The organism is Streptomyces sp. x-80, assembly GCF_046549095.1.
In the GTDB taxonomy this organism is placed as follows: Bacteria; Actinomycetota; Actinomycetes; order Streptomycetales; family Streptomycetaceae; genus Streptomyces; species Streptomyces celluloflavus.
The window spans coordinates 31,555-51,688 of the sequence record NZ_JAJPWM010000023.1 but is presented as its reverse complement, the minus strand read 5'-3'; the positions used below and the strand labels follow the sequence as shown (position 1 = coordinate 51,688).

17 protein-coding genes are annotated in these 20,134 nt (G+C 71.4%); 13 read left to right on the top strand and 4 right to left on the bottom strand.

Annotation, left to right across the window (positions count from 1 at the left end; all coding sequences use genetic code 11):
• Positions 1-72: 72 nt before the first annotated feature.
• Positions 73-1,179 carry a DUF5937 family protein gene (locus ACLJWH_RS34635; protein WP_411145762.1) on the bottom strand — a complete coding sequence of 369 codons (1,107 nt, stop codon included), beginning with the start codon at positions 1,177-1,179 and terminating at the stop codon, positions 73-75.
• A 718-nt stretch (positions 1,180-1,897) separates the two neighbouring features.
• Positions 1,898-3,085 (bottom strand): threonine aldolase family protein, encoded by a 1,188-nt coding sequence (locus ACLJWH_RS34630; RefSeq protein WP_411145761.1) that lies wholly within the window; start codon positions 3,083-3,085, stop codon positions 1,898-1,900.
• A 432-nt stretch (positions 3,086-3,517) separates the two neighbouring features.
• Between ACLJWH_RS34630 and ACLJWH_RS34625 the strand changes: the two genes are divergently transcribed.
• The 10 genes from ACLJWH_RS34625 to ACLJWH_RS34580 all read left to right on the top strand — a co-directional run bounded on the left by ACLJWH_RS34625 (position 3,518) and on the right by ACLJWH_RS34580 (position 12,427).
• A complete protein-coding gene (locus tag ACLJWH_RS34625) occupies positions 3,518-4,537 on the top strand; it encodes a Rossmann-like and DUF2520 domain-containing protein (protein ID WP_411145760.1) in 1,020 nt (339 codons plus the stop codon).
• Complete coding sequence (panC, locus tag ACLJWH_RS34620) at positions 4,534-5,838, top strand: pantoate--beta-alanine ligase (RefSeq protein ID WP_411145759.1); 1,305 nt, start codon at positions 4,534-4,536, stop codon at positions 5,836-5,838. Before ACLJWH_RS34625 ends, panC begins: the two co-directional genes overlap by 4 nt.
• The gene (locus tag ACLJWH_RS34615; protein ID WP_411145758.1) at positions 5,835-7,871 is read left to right on the top strand and encodes an L-aspartate oxidase; all 2,037 of its coding nucleotides are present in this window, start codon (positions 5,835-5,837) and stop codon (positions 7,869-7,871) included. The genes panC and ACLJWH_RS34615 overlap by 4 nt, the downstream gene beginning before the upstream one ends.
• Positions 7,868-8,932, top strand: a complete 1,065-nt coding sequence (gene nadC, locus ACLJWH_RS34610) for a carboxylating nicotinate-nucleotide diphosphorylase (RefSeq protein WP_411145757.1) — start codon at positions 7,868-7,870, stop codon at positions 8,930-8,932. The genes ACLJWH_RS34615 and nadC overlap by 4 nt, the downstream gene beginning before the upstream one ends.
• Positions 8,933-8,937: 5 nt before the next feature.
• Positions 8,938-9,735, top strand: a complete 798-nt coding sequence (locus ACLJWH_RS34605; RefSeq protein WP_052860872.1) for a type III pantothenate kinase — start codon at positions 8,938-8,940, stop codon at positions 9,733-9,735.
• A 126-nt stretch (positions 9,736-9,861) separates the two neighbouring features.
• Complete coding sequence (locus ACLJWH_RS34600) at positions 9,862-10,500, top strand: hypothetical protein (protein ID WP_411145756.1); 639 nt, start codon at positions 9,862-9,864, stop codon at positions 10,498-10,500.
• Positions 10,501-10,547: 47 nt separating this feature from the next.
• Entirely contained in the window at positions 10,548-10,727 is a 180-nt protein-coding gene (locus ACLJWH_RS34595) for a hypothetical protein (protein WP_411145755.1), read from the top strand.
• A 172-nt stretch (positions 10,728-10,899) separates the two neighbouring features.
• Positions 10,900-11,406 (top strand): BlaI/MecI/CopY family transcriptional regulator, encoded by a 507-nt coding sequence (locus ACLJWH_RS34590; RefSeq protein ID WP_411145848.1) that lies wholly within the window; start codon positions 10,900-10,902, stop codon positions 11,404-11,406.
• A 9-nt stretch (positions 11,407-11,415) separates the two neighbouring features.
• Complete coding sequence (locus ACLJWH_RS34585; protein WP_411145754.1) at positions 11,416-11,934, top strand: amino-acid N-acetyltransferase; 519 nt, start codon at positions 11,416-11,418, stop codon at positions 11,932-11,934.
• A 157-nt stretch (positions 11,935-12,091) separates the two neighbouring features.
• Entirely contained in the window at positions 12,092-12,427 is a 336-nt protein-coding gene (locus ACLJWH_RS34580; RefSeq protein ID WP_052860867.1) for a histone-like nucleoid-structuring protein Lsr2, read from the top strand.
• On the opposite strand, the gene ACLJWH_RS34575 is transcribed toward ACLJWH_RS34580, so the two are convergent.
• Complete coding sequence (locus tag ACLJWH_RS34575) at positions 12,358-12,978, bottom strand: SCO3374 family protein (RefSeq protein WP_411145847.1); 621 nt, start codon at positions 12,976-12,978, stop codon at positions 12,358-12,360. The two genes, ACLJWH_RS34580 and ACLJWH_RS34575, sit on opposite strands and share 70 nt — an antisense overlap.
• Before the next feature lie 633 nt (positions 12,979-13,611).
• Here ACLJWH_RS34575 and ACLJWH_RS34570 point away from each other — a divergent pair.
• Positions 13,612-16,137: an ATP-dependent Clp protease ATP-binding subunit gene (locus ACLJWH_RS34570; protein ID WP_411145753.1), complete on the top strand. Its 2,526-nt coding sequence runs from the start codon at positions 13,612-13,614 to the stop codon at positions 16,135-16,137.
• A gap of 941 nt (positions 16,138-17,078) precedes the next feature.
• Positions 17,079-17,726 carry a M23 family metallopeptidase gene (locus ACLJWH_RS34565; RefSeq protein ID WP_411145752.1) on the top strand — a complete coding sequence of 216 codons (648 nt, stop codon included), beginning with the start codon at positions 17,079-17,081 and terminating at the stop codon, positions 17,724-17,726.
• Here the strand turns inward: ACLJWH_RS34565 and ACLJWH_RS34560 are convergent.
• Entirely contained in the window at positions 17,708-18,322 is a 615-nt protein-coding gene (locus ACLJWH_RS34560; protein WP_411145751.1) for a TetR/AcrR family transcriptional regulator, read from the bottom strand. The two genes, ACLJWH_RS34565 and ACLJWH_RS34560, sit on opposite strands and share 19 nt — an antisense overlap.
• A gap of 209 nt (positions 18,323-18,531) precedes the next feature.
• Here ACLJWH_RS34560 and ACLJWH_RS34555 point away from each other — a divergent pair, with 209 nt between their 5' ends.
• Positions 18,532-20,061 carry an MDR family MFS transporter gene (locus ACLJWH_RS34555; protein WP_411145846.1) on the top strand — a complete coding sequence of 510 codons (1,530 nt, stop codon included), beginning with the start codon at positions 18,532-18,534 and terminating at the stop codon, positions 20,059-20,061.
• The last annotated feature ends 73 nt before the right edge of the window (positions 20,062-20,134 follow it).

The following is a 20,134-nucleotide window of genomic DNA, read 5'->3' as shown; positions in this document are numbered from 1 at the left end:
CCGCAGCTCGTCAGCCGTATGTCCCGGCCGTCCCACGCCGTAACCGCCGCGCACCCGCGGAGCGGCACGTCCTCAGCGCAGCACGCCCTCAAGGAAGTCGCTGCCCAGCCGGGCCACCACCTGGAGGTCCAGCTGGTGCAGCACATAGCGGCCACGCCGCCGCGTCTGTATCAGCCCGGCCTTCTTCAGGGTCGCGATATGCCGGGACACCTCGGGCGGCGTGATGCCGAACGTCGTCGCCAGCTCACCCGTCGTGTGCGGCCCGCGCGCCAGCGTCCGGCACAACTGCATCCGCATCGGATGACCCAGTGCCTCCAGCCGGTGCCGTACGAGCTCCAGCGCGGCCGGCGCCGGCAACTCCGGGCCCGCCACCGGGTACTGGAGCACCGGACGCCAGCCGGGGGCGTGGATGAACAACAGATGCGGCCAGCCAAACGACGTCGGAATGAACGTGACCCCGGGGTCCGCGGCACTCGCGAACGCCGTCGTACGACCACTGGCGAGCTTGTCGACCAGGATGCGGACCCCGCCGCCGTCCTGCGCCTCCTCCAGCGAGAGCGCGGCCGAGGTCGCCGCCAGCGTCTCGGCCAGGCCCTTGTGACGCAGCAGATCGGTCTTGTGCCGTGCGTCCGCGGCCAGCTGGATACCCACCCGCCGCCAGACGTCCCCGAAGAACGCGTCCTCGCAGTCCTCGAACAGCCGCCGCAGCCACACCCGCAGCCCGTCCGGGTCGGTGAGCATCCGGTCCGTGAAGGCCGCCTGCCGGGGTCCGCGGGCGGCCGCCATCTCCCGCACCCGCGCCCGCTCGACCGGATCGACCAGCGGCGACGGCGTGGAGAGCGCGTACCTCCCCGTGCAGGTGATCTCGAACGCGGCGGCCACGAACCGCTCGTCGTCGATCGCGTCCATCGCGTCCAGTTCCTCGGCCAGCGTCGCCCCGGGGCGGGCCGGCAGCAGAATGTCCGAGCGCGAGGACCGCCACAGGAAGTCCGCCTCGCTGAGCCGGTCGGCAAGGTCGGTTTTCAGCCCCGCGGCGGTCGAGGTGACCCAGCCGTGCAGCCCCGGATGGTGACCCGGCTCGGAGAGCGCGTGCAGCGCCGCGCCCAGCTCCGCCAAAGGGGACGGGGCGAAGACGACGCGCTCCGGCGGCAGTCCGGTGATGTCGATGACATTGGCCATACGCCCATCATGCGGGAGGCCACGACCTGCACGATCGTCGATTGACGGCTCCCGTCAATCGACGCGCCACGGACCGTGCGGCCACCCCACAGTGAGGGACATGGACGCAACTCAGCAGCACATGCTCGACGCCTACCGCGCCGCCCAGACAGGTGCCGGCGCCCCGCCACTGCCCGCCGCCGGCACCGTCCGCACCGCCCGCGAGATCCATCAGTGGCATCGCTTTCAAGCCGTGATCACCGACCCCGCCGACCGCCTCCCGGTCCGCGCCCGACGGGCGGCACGGGCGGTTGCCGCTTTTCTGGCCGCGTATCTGGGGCCCCGCCGCCCCCTCCCCCCGCCCGCCCCCACCCCCGCCGCGCCCCCTCCCACCCCCACCACGGCTCACCGCACGGGCACCGGGGTTCACTGCACGGGCACCGCGGCTCACCTGACCGGCACCGGGGTTCACCGCACGGGCACGACAGCTCACCCGGCCGACCTCACGGCTCGCCCCACGCGCACGACAGGTCGCCCTGCCGACCCGACCGGCACCACGGCTCGTCCGACCGACGTCACCGACGCCGCCGGTACCGCAGCTCGTCCGACCGCCCCCAAGGCTCACCCCACAGGCACGACACCCCACCCAGCGGGCACCGCAGCCGCCCCGGCCGACCCCGCCGGCACCGCAGCCGACCCGACCGGCACCATGGCCTCGTCGGCCTCGTCGGCCTCGTCCTCACCTCCCGAGGCGCCCCAGGAAGTCCGCAAGGGCTGTGCGCAGGTCTCCAGCCGTCCACTCCGTCGTCGATGAGTCGATCGTCACCTCCGTCATCGCCAAGCCGGCCAGGCCCGGCTCGGACCACGTGCGGAACAACGCCGTCCGGGTCTCCTCCGCCTGCCGTATCCCGGCCTCGTTCAACTCCGCGGCCGGGTGCGGCAGCCACAGCTGGAACTGATGGGTGTGCGGCACCTGCGGGTGCACCCTGAACCACGGCACACCGGCCTCGGCCAGCCCGTCCCCCAGAATCCGCGCGACGGCCTTCGCGCGTGCCACGTACTCCGGCAGCCGGGGCAGTTCGCGCTCCAGCCCGGCGAGTGCGGCCAGCGCGGCCGGCCACTGCTGGAACAGCTGCCCGCCGTAACGGTGCCGCCAGGCCCGTGCCTCCTCGACGAAGTCCTCCGAGCCCGCCAGCGCCGCGCCCGATATGCCGTCCAGAGACTTGTAGTACGACACATACACGCTGTCCGCGAGAGCGGCGATCTCCGGAAGCGGACGCCCGAAGTGCGAAGCGCACTCCCACAGCCGCGCACCATCGAAATGCACCACCGCGTCACGTTCCCGCGCCGCCTCGACGGCCGCCGTCAGCTCCGCCCACTCCGGCAGTACGAACCCGGCGTCCCGCAGGGGCAGTTCGAGGGCGAGGGTGCCGAACGGCTCCTGGAGGCCGGATATCTCCGCGGCGGTCGGCAGCCGCGGCTCGCTCGTCGGATGCACCATGCGCAACCCGCTCACCACCGCATAGGCGTCGCGCTCATGCACTTCCATATGTGACAGCGGATGCCCGGCGACCGTCGTGCTGCCCGTACGCCCCGCCCAGCAGCGCAGTGCCACCTGCTGCGCCATCGTGCCGGTCGGGAAGAACGCCGCGGCCTCGGTGCCCAGGACGTCGGCGGTCCTGCGCTCCAGCTCACCGACGACACCGTCGTCGTTGCCGTAGATGTCCGTCCAGTCGGCCAGGTCGTACGCGGCCGGTGCGTCGGCCACCAGGCGGGCCAGCTGCTCGCGGAGCGTCCGGCCGGGCGAACCGCCCGCCAGCACCCGCTCCGCTCCGTGCCGCGCGGCCAGCATCCGCGTCCGCTCCGCCGAAGATCCGCCCGCCGGGCCCGCCCCGTCGGCCTCCGCCCCCGGCAGGCCGGACGCCACCCCCGCGCCTCGGGCGCTCGTGCCGACGTCCTCCGCGTCCGCCTTCCGAAGGCCCGGCCCGCCTGCACCCGGAGCGGTTCCGTCCGGCCCACCCGGCCCGGTCCCGACCGCCCCGCCCGGACCATCCGGCCGACCCGACCCCTGCCGCCCGTTCAGATCCGGCCGCCCCTTCCGGCCCTGCTCCCGGTCCAGCCCGCCCTCGTCCACGGCCCCCACCTGCCCTTTCGTACACCCGACGTTCGCGCCGTCGCATGGATCATGGCGCACCCCCGCAAAGTCCGCGACCCCTGTGGAAAACTTCTGTGGACAACTCGCCGATGAGTCCCCCGTCCCACCCCTCGCACAGCCCTGAAGCCCGCCGGAAACACTCGCGTAGCATGGCGATGAATCGTCCGGTACCCCCCGCGGACTGGAACGGAAGGCCATCGCCGCGTGAATGCAATCCCACCCATCGAGGCCCAGGACCGCCCCGCCCGGCTCACCGTCGGAGTCGTCGGCGCGGGCCGCGTCGGGCCCGCCCTCGCCGCGTCACTGCACCTCGCCGGACACCGTCCGGTGGCCGTGTCCGGAGTCTCCGACGCCTCCGTACGACGCGCCGCGGAGCTGCTGCCCGATGTGCCGCTGGTGCCTGCCGCCGAGGTCCTCGCGCGCGCCGACCTCGTCCTGCTGACCGTCCCCGACGACGCCCTCGCCGACCTGGTCGGCGGCCTCGCGGAGACCGGCGCCGTACGCCCGGGACAGCTGCTCGTGCACACCTCCGGGCGCTACGGAACGTCCGTGCTGGACCCGGCGACCCGGGCCGGCGCCCTGCCGCTCGCCCTGCACCCCGCCATGACCTTCACCGGCACCTCCGTGGACGTCCAGCGGCTGGTCGGCTGCTCGTTCGGGGTGACCGCGCCCGACGCGCTGCGGATGGCCGCCGAGGCGCTGGTCATCGAGATGGGCGGCGAGCCCGTGTGGATCACGGAATCCGCCCGTCCGCTCTACCACGCGGCCCTCGCCATCGGGGCGAACCACCTGGTCACGCTCGTCGCCCAGTCGATGGAACTGCTGCACACGGCCGGGGTCGAGGCGCCCGGCCGGATGCTCGGCCCGCTGCTCGGCGCGGCCCTGGACAACGCGCTGCGCTCCGGGGACGACGCGCTGACCGGCCCGGTCGCGCGCGGTGACGCGGGCACCGTCGCCGCCCATGTCGCCGAGCTGCGCAAGTACGCGCCGCAGAGCGTCGCCGGGTATCTCGCGATGGCCCGGATGACCGCGGACCGGGCGCTGGCGCACGGCCTCCTCAAGCCGGAGCTGGCCGAGGACCTGCTCGGCGTGCTCGCCGACGTGTCCCACGGCCGGCCCCCCGGCGGCCCGACTGCCCCTGGCCCCGGCCCCGACGTGGACGGACCGGACGGCCCGGACGGCCCGGACGCCTCCGGCGACGGCCCCGCGGGAGGCCGCCGATGACCACCCCGCACCCGTCCCCCCACCCCCACCCGCATTCCCCCGCGGACCCGCTGCCCACCGCCAACGCCACCCCCACCCCCAACCCCACCTCCCGTACGGAACTCGTACACACCGCCGCCGAGTTGCGTGCGCTCCCGCGCGGCAGCGGCCCGCGCGCCGTCGTCATGACCATGGGCGCCCTGCACGAGGGCCACGCCACGCTGATCCGCGCCGCCCGCGGCCGGGTCGGGCCGCGAGGGCAGGTCGTGGTGACGGTCTTCGTCAACCCGCTCCAGTTCGGCGTGGGCGAGGACCTCGACCGCTACCCGCGCACCCTGGACGCGGACGTCGCACTCGCCGCGGCGGCGGGCGCGGACGCCGTCTTCGCGCCGTCCGCCGACGAGGTCTACCCGGGCGGCGAACCGCAGATCCGGATCTCCGCGGGCCCCATGGGCACCCTCCTGGAAGGCGCCAGCCGCCCCGGGCACTTCGACGGCGTCCTGACCGTCGTCGCCAAGCTGCTGCACCTCTGCGCACCCGATACCGCGCTCTACGGGCAGAAGGACGCCCAGCAGCTCGCCGTCATCACACGGATGGCCACGGACCTCAACTTCCCCGTCGAGATCGTCGGTGTCCCCACCGTCCGCGAGGACGACGGCCTCGCCCTCTCCAGCCGCAACCGCTACCTCTCCCGCGCGGAGCGGCACACCGCCCTCGCGCTCTCCGCGGCGCTCTTCGCGGCCCGCGACCGGCTCGCGGCCGAAGAGGCGCTGCGCGCCCGCGCCACCTCCACCGGCCACCGGGCACACCACCGTTCCGCGGCACTCGCCGCCCTCGGCGAGGACCGGGCCGCCGCCGACGCGCACGCCGTGGCGTACGCGGCCGGCCCGCCGCACGGCCCGGCCGTCGCCCGCGCCGCGGCCCGCGCGGTCCTCACGGATGCCGCCCACCTCGACCCGCCGCTCGTCCTCGACTACCTGGCCCTGGTCGACCCGTCCGACTTCACCGAGATCCCGGACGGGTACGAGGGGGAGGCGATCCTCGCCGTAGCCGCCAAGGTCGGCACCACCCGTCTCATCGACAACATCCGCCTCACCTTCGGCGCTACGCCCCCCGGCAGCCCGGCAGACACCGACACGGAGCGGCACACGGGCACGGACAAGGAGCGGCATACGGGTACGGATACGGAGCGGCATACGGGTACGGACACCGGCCCCACCTCCGCAACCACAACCTCTTCCTCCGCGACACCCCCAACACCCCCAACGTCCGCACCTACAACACCCACCACCCCCCAAGGCCCCCTCGGAGCGACCCGATGACCGCCACCGCCACCGGCACCGGCACCGGCACCGGCTCCGGCACCTGCACGGGTACCGAAGCCGCCCTCCCCGGCATACGCCTGACCGCCCCCGCCCCCGGCTGGTCCATCGACGCGGATGTCGTCGTCGTGGGATCCGGTGTGGCCGGGCTGACCGCCGCGCTGCGCTGCGCCGCCGCGGGCCGCCGGACCGTCGTCGTCACCAAGGCCCGCCTCGACGACGGCTCCACCCGCTGGGCCCAGGGCGGTATCGCCGCGGCACTCGGCGCGGACGACACCCCCGGACAGCATCTGACCGACACCCTCGTCGCCGGCGCCGGCCTGTGCGACGAGGCGGCCGTACGGGCCCTGGTCACCGAAGGGCCGGCCGCCGTCCACCGGCTGATCGGCAGCGGCGCGCGCTTCGACACCGCGCCCGGCACCGACGAGATAGCCCTCACCCGCGAGGGCGGCCACCACCGCCGCCGCATCGCGCACGCCGGCGGCGACGCCACCGGAGCGGAGATCTCCCGCGCCCTCGTCGAGGCCGTCCGCACCGCCGCGCTGCGCACCGTCGAGAACGCGCTCGTCCTCGACCTGCTCACCGACGCCGCGGGCCGCACCGCCGGTGTCACCCTGCACGTCATGGGCGAGGGCCAGCACGACGGCGTCGGGGCCGTGCACGCCCCGGCCGTCATCCTGGCCACCGGCGGGATGGGCCAGGTCTTCTCCGCCACCACCAACCCGGCCGTCTCCACCGGCGACGGGGTGGCCCTGGCGCTGCGCGCCGGCGCCGAGGTGTCCGACCTCGAATTCGTCCAGTTCCACCCCACCGTCCTCTACCTGGGGCCGGACGCCGAGGGCCAGCAGCCGCTGATCTCCGAGGCGGTACGCGGTGAGGGCGCCCATCTCGTCGACGCCGACGGCGCCCGTTTCATGGTCGGCCGGCACGAACTCGCCGAGCTCGCCCCGCGCGACATCGTCGCCAAGGCGATCATGCGCCGGGCACACGAACAGGGCGTCGACCACATGTACTTGGACGCCCGCCACTTCGGCGCCGAGATGTGGCGGAACCGCTTCCCGACCATCCTCGCCGCCTGCCGCGACCATGACATCGACCCGGTCACCGAGCCCATCCCGGTCGCCCCCGCCGCGCACTACGCCTCCGGCGGCGTACGCACCGACCTGTACGGGCGGACGACCGTGCCGGGCCTCTACGCCTGCGGCGAGGTCGCCTGCACCGGCGTCCACGGCGCCAACCGGCTCGCCTCCAACTCCCTCCTGGAGGGCCTGGTCTTCGCGGAACGGATCGCCGCGGACATCGTCTCGGGGACCGCCCCGGACCCGGCGTACGGCGACGGCGGCGTGGACGACGGCGGCGCGGACGCCACCGCCACGGACGGCCCCGGTACGCGCCACGACAGCTCGCCGGCCTCCGCCCCGGTGCCCGCCCCGGCGTCCACCCCCCTGCGCCTCGTCGCGCCCGAGACCCGCGGCGCCGTGCAGCGGATCATGACCGCCGGCGCCGGCGTGCTGCGCAGCGCCGAGAGCCTCGACCGGGCCGCCGCCGCACTCGACCGCCTCCACCGCGATGCGGCCGGGCCCGGGACCCCGGCCGAACCGGACACCGGGACCGTGAGCGACACCGGCACCACCGGGACCGCCAGCGGCACCACCGGCACCACCGAGGCCGCCCCCGCAGGCAAGACCCCGGAGCCCGGTGTGGAGGCATGGGAGGCGACCAACCTCCTGTGTGTCGCCCAGGTGCTGGTCGCCGCGGCGCGGCGCCGCGAGGAGACCCGTGGCTGCCACTGGCGCGAGGACCACCCCGACCGGGACGACGCCTCCTGGCGCCGCCACTTCCGCATCACCCTCGACGCGGACCGCGCGCTGCGCGTCCGCACGACCGGGACCGCCGCCTTCCCGGCCACCGTCGCCGGTCCGGCGGCGGCCGGCCCGGACCGCACCGCCCCCACGCACCACCACGAGCACCACCCCACATCCCCTGTCACCCCCGTCCCCACCCCCTCCCCGGATACGGAGCGCACCCCGTGAGCAGCACCTCCGACGACCTCCCCCTCCTCCAGATCGGCGGGCTCGCGGCCGGGCCCCCCACCGGCGGCGGCTGCGGCGACGCCTGCGGCTGCGGCGGTGGGGACGAGGACGACGCGTACGGCCTCGACCCGCTCAGCTGCGGTCTGGACCCCGACCTGGCCGCGCTCCTGACCGCCGCCGGCCTCGATCCCGTCCAGGTGGAGGACATCGCGCACCTCGCCATCGAGGAGGACCTCGACCAGGGCGTGGACGTCACCACCGTGGCGACCGTCCCCGAAGACGCGGTGGCCACCGGTGACTTCACCGCCCGCGAGGCCGGTACGGTCGCCGGGCTGCGGATCGCCGAGGCGGTGCTCTCCCTCGTCTGCACCGACGCGTTCGCCGTCGAGCGGCACGTCGAGGACGGCGACCGGGTCGCGGCCGGCACCCGGCTGCTGAGCGTCACCACCCGCACCCGCGACCTGCTCACCGCCGAGCGCAGCGCGCTCAACCTGCTGTGCCGGCTGTCCGGTATCGCCACCGCCACCCGCGCCTGGGCCGATGTCCTCGACGGCACCAAGGCCAAGGTCCGCGACACCCGGAAGACCACCCCGGGCCTGCGCGCCCTGGAGAAGTTCGCGGTGCGCTGCGGCGGCGGCGTCAACCACCGCATGTCGCTGTCGGACGCGGCGCTGATCAAGGACAACCACGTCATCGCGGCGGGCGGTGTCGCCGAGGCGTTCACGGCCGTACGGTCCGAGTTCCCCGGCGTGCCGATCGAGGTGGAGGTGGACCGGCTCGACCAGATCCCGCCGATCCTCGCCGAGGGCGCCGACCTGATCCTGCTGGACAACTTCACGCCGGAGCAGACCAAGGAGGCCGTCGAACTGGTCGCCGGGCGCGCGGTGCTGGAGTCGTCCGGCCGGCTGAGCCTGGACACCGCCCGCGCCTACGCCGGGGCCGGCGTCGACTACCTGGCCGTGGGCGCGCTCACGCACTCCTCCCCGATCCTCGACATCGGCCTCGACCTGCGCGAGAGCGACGGCAGCCTTGAGGACGACGACCCGCGCGAGGACCGCTGACCGCCATGCTGCTGACCATTGACGTGGGCAACACCCACACCGTCCTCGGCCTCTTCGACGGCGAGGAGATCGTCGAGCACTGGCGGATCTCCACCGACGCCCGCCGCACCGCCGACGAACTCGCCGTACTCCTCCAGGGCCTGATGGGGACGCACCCGCTGCTCGGCGACGAACTGGGCGACGGCATCGAGGGCATCTCCATCTGCTCCACCGTCCCCTCCGTCCTGCACGAACTGCGCGAGGTCACCCGCCGCTACTACGGGGACGTCCCCGCCATCCTGGTGGAGCCGGGCGTCAAGACGGGCGTGCCGATCCTGATGGACAACCCGAAGGAGGTCGGCGCCGACCGGATCATCAACGCCCTGGCGGCCGTCGAGCTGTACGGCGGGCCCGCGGTCGTCGTCGACTTCGGTACGGCCACCACCTTCGACGCGGTCAGCGCGCGCGGCGAGTACGTCGGCGGCGTGATCGCGCCGGGCATCGAGATCTCGGTGGAGGCCCTGGGCGTCAAGGGCGCCCAGCTCCGCAAGATCGAACTGGCCCGGCCGCGCAGCGTCATCGGCAAGAACACCGTCGAGGCGATGCAGTCCGGCATCCTCTACGGCTTCGCCGGCCAGGTCGACGGCGTGGTGAAGCGGATGGCGCGGGAACTGGCCGAGGACCCGGAAGAGGTGACCGTGATCGCCACCGGCGGGCTGGCACCGATGGTGCTCGGCGAGTCCTCGGTGATCGACGAGCACGAGCCCTGGCTCACCCTCATCGGCCTGCGGCTGGTCTACGAGCGGAACGTCGCCCGGTCTTGAACCGCCCGGTCCGGAACGCCGCCCGTGGGGCACCCGTCGGGGCGCCCCACGGGGGGGACCGGTCACGACCGCGCCGCAGCACAGCGGTTAAGCGGCTTTTGTCCGAAACGGTCGTAAAGTCGCCGCATGCCTATGCCATACGGATCCCGCGGCGGCATGGCGTTCAGCGCCGATGAGTTGCGTGTGCTCCGTCGCGCCCTCGCCCATGCCCTCCAGACGACGTCCCTCTCCGCCCCGCTCGGCGCCCTCGGCGCGGAGCTGACGGAGGACATCCAGGAATACCTCCGGCTGGCCGCGGCGGTGGACGAGGCGGTCCGCGAAGGCGGCCGGCTGCGCGCCTTCCTCCTCGCCGACCTCGCCCGCTACCGCGAAGCCCTGCCCGGCTCGGCCGCCGGCTACCTCGACCGGCTCCGGGAAGCGCTGGCGGCCGGCTACGTCCCCGGCCCCGACGATCTCGCCGCCCTGCGGACGCTGAACGCGCACCGCACCGGCCCGGCCGAGCGGGACCGCCGCACCGCCCTGCTGCGCCACTGCGAGCGGCTGGCCGAGCACTCCGTACGCGTCCGGCTGCGCGCCCTGCCCGGCGGCCGGACGGCCACCGGCCCGGAGCCGGAGCCGGAACAGAAACCGGAACCCGCACCGCGGCCCGCGCCGCAGCAGCCGCGGCCCCCGTCCCCCCGGCCGGACCGCCCCGTTCCCACGCCGGGCGAGGTCTTCCCGCCGCGCCGCAAGCCCGTACGGCCCCCCGCGGGCTGCACCGCCTGACGGCTGCGTACTCTGGGAAACCTCACGCCGTCAAGGAGGTCCATGCCATGGATTACGTCGCAGCGCTCGTCCCGCCGGTAGTGATGGCCGTGGCCTTCATCGCACTGATCGTGACGATAGTGAAGAGCCAGGGCGGCCAGAACAAGTCCAAGGAGGACGCCGCCGTCGACGCCGTACTCGGCCGGACCGACGGCGCCCACCAGGAGCCCAAGGCGCACGGCGCCTGATCCGCCCGCCGCCGAATTCGGCGGCCCGCACGCACCGTACGGCCCGGGATTGTCCCTCCCGGGCCGTACACCTTTTTCCGGTGCAAACGCAACGAGATCAACCGGCATTCGCGACATCTCCCACTATTGTTCTGGTGTGCCGAGAGCCTTGGGTGATCTGGAAGACGCGGTCATGACGCGGGTCTGGGAGTGGAACCGCCCGGTCACCGTTCGAGAAGTCCTGGAAGACCTACAGAAGGAACGGTCGATCGCCTACACGACGGTCATGACCGTATTGGACAACCTTCATCAGAAGGGCTGGGTGCGCCGCGAAGCAGAAGGCCGCGCCTATCGATATGAGGCGGTCTCCACTCGCGCCGCCTACTCGGCCGCACTGATGAACGAAGCATGGTCCGCCAGCGACAACCCCGCGGCCGCTCTTGTCGCCTTCTTCGGCATGATGTCGCCGGAACAACGGCAGGCCCTGTGGGACGCCGTACGGATGGTGCAGACCGATCTGCCGCGGGAACCCGCCGCACCGGCCGCACCCGCGGAAGGCACCGGACGGGCGGAAGAACCGGCAGCCCCGGAAGAGACCCGCGAAGAGATCCCGGAAGAGACCGCGGAAGAGCGCGGGGAAGAAGCGGCGGAAGGGGCCGGAGGCGAACCCGGGGCGAGCCCGGCCGACAAGGGGCGATAGCGTCCCCGCATGCCTCCGCATTCAAAAGGGCTCACCGTCCGCCGTGCCAGGACCGGTGATGTACCGGCCGTTCGCCGCCTCATCGACTCCTACTCCCGTGACGGCATCCTGCTCGACAAAGCCACCGTCACGCTTTACGAGGACATCCAGGAGTTCTGGGTCGCCGAGCGCGACGAAGACGGCGAGGTCGTCGGCTGCGGAGCGCTGCACGTCATGTGGGAAGACCTCGCGGAGGTGCGCACTCTGGCCGTGGATCCGCAGCTGAGGGGCTCGGGTGTCGGACACCAGGTTCTCGACAAGCTGCTGCGCACCGCGGGCTGGCTCGGAGTGCGGCGCATTTTCTGTCTCACCTTCGAAGTCGACTTCTTCGCCAAGCACGGCTTCGTGGAGATCGGTGAGACTCCCGTAGACGGTGATGTGTACAGCGAGCTGCTGCGTTCCTATGACGAGGGCGTTGCCGAGTTCCTCGGTCTCGAACGAGTGAAGCCCAACACCCTGGGTAACAGCCGCATGCTTCTGCACCTGTGATCAGTGTTCTATGTCCGAATCGCTCCCCTATCTCATGGCCGTGGAACCCGGTCTTCACTGGCCGGTGGGCAACTGAACCCTACCCAAGGGTTTGTGTTTTCCCCGGAAAAGCGGTTTGCTTTCCGTCGTAATCCACATTCGATGAAAGGGAAACCCGGTGGCACAGAAGGTTCAGGTTCTTCTTGTTGACGACCTCGACGGCGGCGAGGCCGACGAGACCGTGACGTTCTCTCTCGATGGCAAGTCCTACGAGATCGACCTCACCACCGCCAACGCCGGCAAGCTGCGTGACTCGCTCGCCGACTTCGTGAAGGCGGGCCGCCGTACCGGTGGTCGCGCCGCCACGGGCCGTGGCAAGGTGCGTGCCGCTTCCGCCGGCAACCAGGACACCGCGAAGGTGCGCGCCTGGGCGAAGGAGAACGGCTACAACGTCAATGACCGTGGCCGCGTCCCCGCCGACATTCGCGAGGCATTCGAGAAGGCCAACGGCTGATCGCCGTACAGGCGATCCGATTGGTCATTACCGGCACGCAACAACCGGGCCCGGTGGCATTCGGACGCCGCCGCGCTCACCAGCCGTACGAGGTCGGGGGTGCCTTCACCGTCCCCGATTCCTGCCCCGAACCCCGTGGTGGGCAGGGAATTCCGGACCTCGTGCACAGACACGGGAGGCCGCACCCAACGGGCGGCCTCCCGTGAGCCGAATCCGCCCGGCGACGGCCCGGCAGCGGTGAACGACGGCGCGGGCATCCGGCCGCCGGGGCCACGCGTCGTGAGATCCGGTGCGAGAGCGCCCCACTCCAGCCATTCCAGGATTCCGGGGAGTTCGGCCGCACCGCCGGCCGCGATCAGCAGCAGCAAGGTCGGCCGGCCGACCGGGCGATCCCCGCTCCGGCCGGCCCCGGCGCACGCGCCGCCACGCTCCCCCACGCGGGGGCTGTGCGCGCCGTACGGTCCCCGCGCGCCGTACGGGGACCCTTGGAGCGCCACCGGCCCGGTGTGCGGCAGCCGCCGCAGCACAGCGCCTCCGGCGTCCGCCGGCATCTCCAGGACGTCGAAGCACACGCCCGTGACCAGCTCCGCCGGCTCCGCGCCGGTGGTCGGCCAGCCCATCTCCTCCTCGTACCACCGCACGGTGGCGAGAGGGGAGGGGGGTCGCGGAAGCGCGCAGGGCATGCCCGGTGAAACTCCGGTGAACCCGGGAAGTTACGCTGGGTTGCCGCACGGATACGCGGGGTGTCTCCGGAAGGGGATGCGGGGCGCATTCGGTGGCGGGCGGCTGTTCGCCCGTAGCGGATGGCAGGGGGCCGTCCCGCATGGAGTGTCAGTGGCAGCGGGTAAGACATTCTCAGTGGGAAAAGACGGTGTGACGGCGCGCAATGCGCCCGGCCCGCGCCGACGGCGCGGCGGTGGGGGAGCGGGGCCGGTGAGGCCCGCGTTCGCCACGGGCGTAGTGGTGGTCGGCGTATATGCCTGGCCTGCGGGAACATCGTCTCGCACCATCGGGTTGGAGCAGATGTCGGCTGTTCGGCAGCAGATTTCCCCTCCGTCGCGGGGGGTGATCCGGACGGATGTCGGCAGTCGGAATGAGCTGTCCCGTCCTGCGGGACTAGCATGCGGAAGGACAGGGAGGGGACCGACCCCTAACTGCCCGACCGCTCTGAGGAGCGATTAACGATGTTCGAGAGGTTCACCGACCGTGCGCGGCGGGTTGTCGTCCTGGCTCAGGAAGAAGCCCGGATGCTCAACCACAACTACATCGGCACCGAGCACATCCTCCTGGGCCTGATCCACGAGGGTGAGGGTGTCGCCGCTAAGGCCCTGGAGAGCCTCGGGATTTCGCTCGAGGCGGTCCGCCAGCAGGTGGAGGAGATCATCGGGCAGGGCCAGCAGGCCCCGTCCGGGCACATCCCCTTCACCCCGCGTGCCAAGAAGGTGCTGGAGCTGTCGCTCCGCGAGGCCCTTCAGCTCGGCCACAACTACATCGGCACCGAGCACATCCTGCTCGGCCTGATCCGCGAGGGCGAGGGCGTCGCCGCCCAGGTCCTCGTGAAGCTGGGCGCCGATCTCAACCGGGTGCGGCAGCAGGTCATCCAGCTGCTCTCCGGCTACCAGGGCAAGGAAGCGGCCACCGCCGGCGGCCCGGCCGAGGGCACGCCCTCGACCTCGCTCGTCCTGGACCAGTTCGGCCGCAATCTCACCCAGGCCGCCCGGGAGACCAAGCTCGACCCGGTCATCGGGCGCGAGAAGGAAATCGAGCGGGTCATGCAGGTGCTGTCCCGCCGCACCAAGAACAACCCGGTCCTCATCGGCGAGCCCGGCGTCGGCAAGACGGCGGTCGTCGAGGGCCTGGCGCAGGCCATCGTCAAGGGCGAGGTGCCCGAGACCCTCAAGGACAAGCACCTCTACACCCTCGACCTCGGCGCCCTGGTCGCCGGCTCCCGCTACCGCGGTGACTTCGAGGAGCGCCTGAAGAAGGTCCTCAAGGAAATCCGCACCCGCGGCGACATCATCCTGTTCATCGACGAGCTCCACACCCTGGTGGGTGCGGGCGCCGCCGAGGGCGCGATCGACGCCGCGAGCATCCTCAAGCCCATGCTGGCGCGAGGCGAGCTCCAGACCATCGGTGCCACCACGCTCGACGAGTACCGCAAGCACCTGGAGAAGGACGCGGCCCTGGAGCGCCGCTTCCAGCCGATCCAGGTCGCGGAGCCGTCGCTGCCGCACACCATCGAGATCCTCAAGGGCCTGCGGGACCGCTACGAGGCGCACCACCGCGTCTCCATCACGGACTCCGCCCTGGTCGCGGCGGCCACCCTCGCCGACCGCTACATCTCCGACCGCTTCCTGCCGGACAAGGCGATCGACCTGATCGACGAGGCCGGCTCCCGGATGCGCATCCGCCGGATGACCGCGCCGCCGGACCTCCGCGAGTTCGACGAGAAGATCGCCGACGTGCGCCGGGAGAAGGAGTCCGCGATCGACTCGCAGGACTTCGAGATGGCCGCGGGTCTGCGCGACAAGGAGAAGCAGCTCCTGACCGCGAAGACGAAGCGGGAGAAGGAGTGGAAGGCCGGCGACATGGATGTCGTCGCCGAGGTGGACGAGGACCTGATCGCCGAGGTCCTGGCGACCGCCACCGGCATCCCGGTCTTCAAGCTCACCGAGGAGGAGTCCTCGCGGCTGCTGCGGATGGAAGACGAGCTGCACAAGCGCGTCATCGGCCAGAAGGACGCCATCAAGGCGCTCTCCCAGGCCATCCGCCGTACCCGTGCCGGTCTGAAGGACCCCAAGCGCCCCGGTGGCTCGTTCATCTTCGCCGGCCCGTCCGGTGTCGGTAAGACCGAGCTGTCCAAGACGCTGGCGGAGTTCCTCTTCGGCGACGAGGACGCGCTGATCTCCCTCGACATGTCGGAGTTCAGCGAGAAGCACACGGTCTCCCGGCTGTTCGGTTCGCCTCCCGGCTACGTCGGCTACGAAGAGGGCGGCCAGCTCACCGAGAAGGTGCGCCGCAAGCCGTTCTCCGTCGTGCTCTTCGACGAGGTCGAGAAGGCCCACCCGGACATCTTCAACTCGCTGCTGCAAATCCTGGAGGACGGTCGGCTGACCGACTCCCAGGGCCGGGTCGTGGACTTCAAGAACACCGTCATCATCATGACGACCAACCTCGGTACCCGGGACATCTCCAAGGGCTTCAACCTCGGCTTCGCGGCCCAGGGGGACGTCAAGTCCAGCTACGAGCGGATGAAGAACAAGGTCAACGAAGAGCTCAAGCAGCACTTCCGCCCCGAGTTCCTCAACCGTGTCGATGACACCGTGGTCTTCCACCAGCTCACCGAGGAAGACATCATCCAGATCGTCGACCTGATGATCGCCAAGGTGGACGAGCGGCTCAAGGACCGCGACATGGGCATCGAGCTCAGCAGCGAGGCCAAGTCGCTGCTGGCCAAGCGCGGGTACGACCCGGTGCTCGGCGCCCGTCCGCTGCGCCGCACGATCCAGCGCGAGATCGAGGACGCACTCTCGGAGAAGATCCTCTTCAGCGAGCTGCGGCCGGGCCACATCGTGGTCGTCGATGTCGAGGGCGAGGGGGAGAACACCAAGTTCACCTTCCGCGGCGAGGAGAAGTCGGCCCTGCCGGACGCCCCGCCGGTCGAGTCCACCGCCGGTGGGCCCGGACCGAACCTGAGCAAGGAAGCGTAACCGCGAGGGCGCCGGACACCGCGTCTCGGGCCCCGCACACGGGTACCGCCCCGGAACCGTTCCCCACGGTTCCGGGGCGGTTTCTGTGTGCGGGGGCGTTGCCTGTGCGCCGTGCGGGGCCGGGAAGGGGCGGTACGGGGCCCTCGGCCGACGGGCCGGGTCGGCGGGGCCGGCGTGGCGGTTGCGTGCGGGCGTGCGGGGCGGATGCGTGCGGGGCTGAGTGGCCGGGTGGGCGGTACGGGGGCCAGAGGGCCGGAGGGCCGTCGAGACGGTGCGGGCGGGCGTGTGAGGCCGGGGGAGCGGCCCGGGGCGGGACAAGCGGACCGGGGCGGGGCCGGTGGGGGCGGGGTGGACCGGTGGGTGGTTGCGGCCGGCCCCGGACGTCGGTGGCAGACGGCGGCAGAAGGCGGCGGTGCGCCGGTGTGCCGGGCGGTGCGGATGAAGGGAAACGGGGGCGGGCAATTCCATTGCCCGGCGGGTTTTGAGTGACCCCCGCCACAAAGGGCTTTGGTCCCGAAACGGACGGGCGGAAGGCCCGCGAAAAAGCATTGGATCTTATTCTGCGGTGACATGGCGCACAGCCGATTCGGACCCTACTAGAAGAAATAGGGGGGATGTCCGGTGGGGATGCGGGGGCCTCGCCCCATTGCGGCGGGGGCCGTGCGGACGGGGTGCGGCGGGGTGTCGGCCGGTGGCGGTGCGCGAGGGGAAAGGTGCAGGTCGAAGCGGGTGTGCGGGGTGGCTTTCCGGCTCCGGGGCGAGCCCTGCCGGGCGTTTGATTCCGTATGGCCGGGGTACCGGAAGGGCTTCAATTCCCTCGGCGTCCGATACGGGGCGGGTTAGTAGAAAGGGGTCTTGGCGGGGCGGCGAAGGCGGGTTACCAAGGAATGGCGATCCCGGTCCGCAGCCGGGGCTCATTCCTTTCTGGAGGTCAAACCCGCATGTCCAAGTTCACCAAGATCCGTCACTCGAAGAAGTCCACGCTGCGCACCCGCGCCGTCATTCTGGTCGCCGGTCTCGGCGCCTCCGCCGCACTGAGCGCCGGTATCGCGGTGGCGGCCGACTCGGGCCTGACGAACCTCACGTCGGCCGTCGGCTCGACCCTCACGGCACAGGCCGACGCGCAGACCAAGGCCGCCACCGCCAAGCAGGACGCGGCGAAGAAGGCCGACGCCTGGGTCAAGCCGGTCGACAACTACACGCTGGGCTCGACCTTCGGCCTGGCCGGCAGCCACTGGTCGCACAACCACAGTGGTCAGGACTTCGTCGTGCCGACCGGCACCCCGGTCAAGGCCGTGCACGCCGGCACCGTCGTCAAGGCCGGCCCCAACGGTGGCGGCGACGGCCCCGCGTACGGCAACGCCATCGTGATCAAGCACTCCGACGGCGTGTACACCCAGTACGCGCACCTGTCGTCGATACAGGTCAAGGTCGGCGAGAAGGTCGGCGCCGGCCAGCAGATCGGCCTGTCCGGCAGCACCGGTAACTCCACCGGCCCGCACCTGCACTTCGAGGTCCGCACCGGTCCCAACTACGGGTCGGGCGTCGAGCCGACCGGATTCCTGCGGGCTCACGGCGCCACTGTCTGAGCTGAGTCCGGCCGGACTGGCCGGCGGCTCGGCGGGTTGGCCGCCGTGACCAGTTCCGTGGCGACTTCGAGGACGGCCTTGCGCTTGTCCTCGGGGTCGCCACAGATTTTCTGTAGTACGAACATGCCCGCATGCATCGAGAACAGCGCCGTGATGCAGCGCACCTGATCGCGCAGCTCCGCTTCGGGCTCGTTGAGCAGCTCGAAGAGGTCGTACATCCGCCGCTTGAAGGTCTCGCCGATGCTGAGCTCGCGTACGGTGGCCTGGTTCTCCTGCATGAAGCGGAAGAGCGGGGCGCAGGTGTGCAGCGACTCGCTGTAGCGGCGCATCACCTCGCGCTTGGTCTCCAGCGTGCGCGGCTGTTCCTGGGCCCAGGTGATCAGCTCGTCGATCGGCCTGACCAGGTCCTGGAACAGGCTGATGACGATGTCTTCCTTGGTCTTGAAGTGGTAGTAGAGCGCGGCCTTGGTCACATCGAGCCGCTCGGCGATCTCGCGGAGCGAGGTCTTCTCGTAGCCGTGTTCCGCGAAGAGCTCCAGAGCGACGTCCTGGATGCGCTGCCGCGTGTTTCCCCTGCGCGCCTGCGGTGTGCTCATGGTGCTTCTCCTGCGTTGTCGATCAGGCCCCGGACCGCCCCGATTAACTTACTTGACGACCGGCAAGTAGCGCTTTACCTTCTACACTGTACTGAACTAGCCGGGCGGCAAGTAAGTGGAGGACCGGGATGTCGCAGACAGCGACCCCAACGGGGGAAACAACAGAAGGACCGGCGAAGGCCGGCGGCAAGCAGCCGGCCAGTGTGCGGATGGTGCTCTTCGCGCTGATGATCGCGATGCTGCTCGCAATGCTCGACAACATGATCGTCGGCACCGCGATGCCGACCATCGTCGGTGAGCTGGGCGGGCTGGAGCATCTGTCCTGGGTCGTGACGGCGTACACGCTCGCCACCGCGGCCTCGACCCCGATCTGGGGCAAGCTCGGCGACATGTATGGACGAAAGGGTGTCTTCCTGGCATCCATTGTCCTCTTCCTGATCGGCTCCGCGCTGTCCGGTATGGCCCAGGACATGGGTCAGCTGATCGGCTTCCGCGCGGTCCAGGGTCTGGGCGCGGGCGGTCTGATGGTCGGCGTCATGGCGATCATCGGCGATCTGATTCCGCCGCGGGAGCGCGGCAAGTACCAGGGCATGATGGCCGGTGTGATGGCCGTCGCGATGATCGGCGGACCGCTGGTCGGCGGTGCCATCACCGACCACCTCGGCTGGCGCTGGAGCTTCTACATCAACCTGCCGCTCGGCGCGATAGCCCTGATCATGGTGACCGCGGTGCTGCATCTGCCGAAGAAGCGCGCACAGGCCCGGATCGACTACGTCGGCGCCGCGCTGCTCACCATCGGCATCGTCTCGCTCGTACTGATCACCACCTGGGGCGGTACGGAGTACGACTGGGCCTCGGGCCAGATCATCGGGCTCGGCGTCCTCGGCGTCGTCTCGCTGATCGCCTTCGTCCTGGTGGAGCGGAAGGTCAAGGAGCCGATCCTGCCGCTGCACATCTTCCGCAACCGCAACTTCTCGCTCGTCACGCTCATCGGCTTCCTGGTCGGCTTCGTGATGTTCGGGTCGATGACGTTCCTGCCGCTGTTCCAGCAGACCGTGCAGGGCGCCTCGGCCACCAACTCCGGACTGCTGCTGCTGCCGATGCTGCTGGGCATGATGGTGGTCTCGCTGTTCGCGGGCCGGGTCACCACCACGACCGGCAAGTACAAGATCTTCGTCGTGATCGGCGGCGGACTGATCACGGTCGGGCTGGCGCTGCTGTCCCTGATGGGCACCGACACCACCCGTTTCACCTCGGGTGCCTTCATGGCGGTGCTCGGCGCCGGTATGGGCTTCCTGATGCAGACCACGATGCTGATCGCGCAGAACAGCGTCGAGATGAAGGACATGGGCGTCGGCTCGTCGTCCGCCACCCTCTTCCGGACGATCGGCGGCTCCTTCGGTGTCGCGATCCTCGGCGCGGTCTTCACCAACCGGGTGCAGAGCACGATGGCCGAGCGGCTCGGCAAGGCCGGCGGGGCGCTGCCCTCCGGCACCGCCCAGCTGGACCCCAAGGGCCTGGCCAAGCTCCCGCCGATGATCAAGGACGCCTATCTGCACTCGGTGGCCACCGGCACCCACCACGTCTTCCTGTGGGGCGCGGTGATCAGCGTCATCGGCTTCGCCGCGGCCTGGTTCCTCAAGGAGGTCCCGCTGCGCGGCGGCCCCTCCGCGTCGAGCGGCAAGGCCGAGGGCGACAACGCCCCGGCGGACCGCCCGGCGGTGGCCGAGGCCATCTGACCTGGTCCGTCACCCGGTCCGAGCGGGCCCCCGGCACATACGCCGGGGGCCCGCTCCGCGTTCGGGGGGACAA